At 51.1% G+C, this 1,605-nt stretch carries 1 protein-coding gene; it reads right to left on the bottom strand.

What is annotated here, in order from left to right:
• Positions 1 to 639: 639 nt before the first annotated feature.
• Positions 640 to 1,080: a hypothetical protein gene (locus ACMWJS_RS22880; RefSeq protein WP_000031238.1), complete on the bottom strand. Its 441-nt coding sequence runs from the start codon at positions 1,078 to 1,080 to the stop codon at positions 640 to 642.
• Positions 1,081 to 1,605 lie beyond the last annotated feature (525 nt).

Below are 1,605 nucleotides of genomic sequence, written 5' to 3'. Positions count from 1 at the left end.
CAGTGCGTACGTGCTCAATGTGGTTTCCGGTTCTCTTCCGCTTCCTCGCCCACTCGCTCACTAACGTTCGGTCGCTGGGGCTGCGGCGAGCGGTGCCACCTCTCGCATGTTATCGGTGATTCCGCTGTTGTTCTTTCGGGGATGAGTCGCCAGATAGCTCTTCAAACGCTCTCAGAAGCTCTCAGGCGCACGAAACGGGTTTTAAATGCCCGTCAGGGCATGGAAGGCGCGAAAAACGCTTACAGAGGGTTTCAGGAGGTCAGGCGCGCCGATACCCCTAACCAGGGGCTTTCAGGTCGCCAGGAACCGCGTCAGCCCCCTGCAAAGCCCATTTGCACGGCACTGGCAGCTATTCAGCTGGTTGGTGGTCGTAGACCGTCGATGTTACAGCGATGGGGGTCTGGGGTTCTCCCCAGACGGTTTCCGGTTGCGCTCAAGGCGCTGCCGGAACCGTGGCAGCTCAGACGTTTTGGAGATTATCGGGCAAAGGTTGCGAATGACGTCAATGACGTCATTTTGCGGCGTTTGCCCTATCCTGCATCGCATCGAACTGACATGCGGCAAAAGAGCAATGCAGGATAGACAATCATGGTCAAAACGTTAACACGTAGCCCTGATTGTCCGCCTGCCGCTGGCTCTTTAAATCCGGCCGCCCTGAATGACACTAAAGCCGTTTTTGAGTGCCTTTTTGTGGTTGGTTACGGTGCCTTTCCAACCAAATTGTTCATTCAGCCGGTATGTTTTTGATCTGCCAACTTTAGGTCCCTCAAAGATCACCCCAACATCCAGTAGCGCGCGAACGGCGCGACTAACATTCGTTTTCTGCATCCCTAAAGTTTCAGCAATATCTGCTTGGGCGATCTGAATGAAGTTTTCGTAATCCAGATCTGCAAGCATCAGCATTAAGACCTTGAATTGCTCCCCGGTTAATTCCTTAGCCAAGATCCGTAATGCGTCTTGATTCATGGTGAAATGCCTCTGAAATGCTGATTTTTGTTTAGGGCGGATAACGGCAACGAAGCCGCCGATAATCTCACCCTGGTCATTTATCTGAGTGATTCTCTCGACATCCTTACTCATCTTTGAACCCTATTTGAGTTATCAATAATGATAACAGTGTTATCATTATTGATAACTATGTCAACTGTAACCCTTAGATTTTGTTAATGTTTTTATTCTCCTTTCTGTATCTTTATATTAGGCGTCTAACGCATTGATTCCATTAGATATTTATCCTAGCTACTCTTTGGGGTGTCGGGGCGAAGCCCTGACCCAGTCACGTAGCGATAGCGGAGTGTATACTGGCTTAATCCTCTGCAAGCCTCGTCAGCCGTGATTTTTGCCAGATTTCGAGGTTTTCACGTTCAACAGCTCCTGCACGTTTTTTGCCGTCCGTTCACCGTTAAACTCCGCAGAAATCGGGACAGGATGTGCAAATGTAATACCGTCACCCGCGACGATATTCCGTTTGCCATCTGGTCAGGGCTTCACCCCGACACCCCGCATCAGTGCGTACGTGCTCAATGTGGTTTCCGGTTCTCTTCCGCTTCCTCGCCCACTCGCTCACTAACGTTCGGTCGCTGGGGCTGCGGCGAGCGGTGCCAC

Origin of the sequence: Enterobacter sp. HK-058-C-ECC, assembly GCF_047531125.1 — a bacterium.
In the GTDB taxonomy this organism is placed as follows: Bacteria; Pseudomonadota; Gammaproteobacteria; order Enterobacterales; family Enterobacteriaceae; genus Enterobacter; species Enterobacter quasiroggenkampii.
This window is presented reverse-complemented; position numbering and strand designations above follow the sequence as displayed.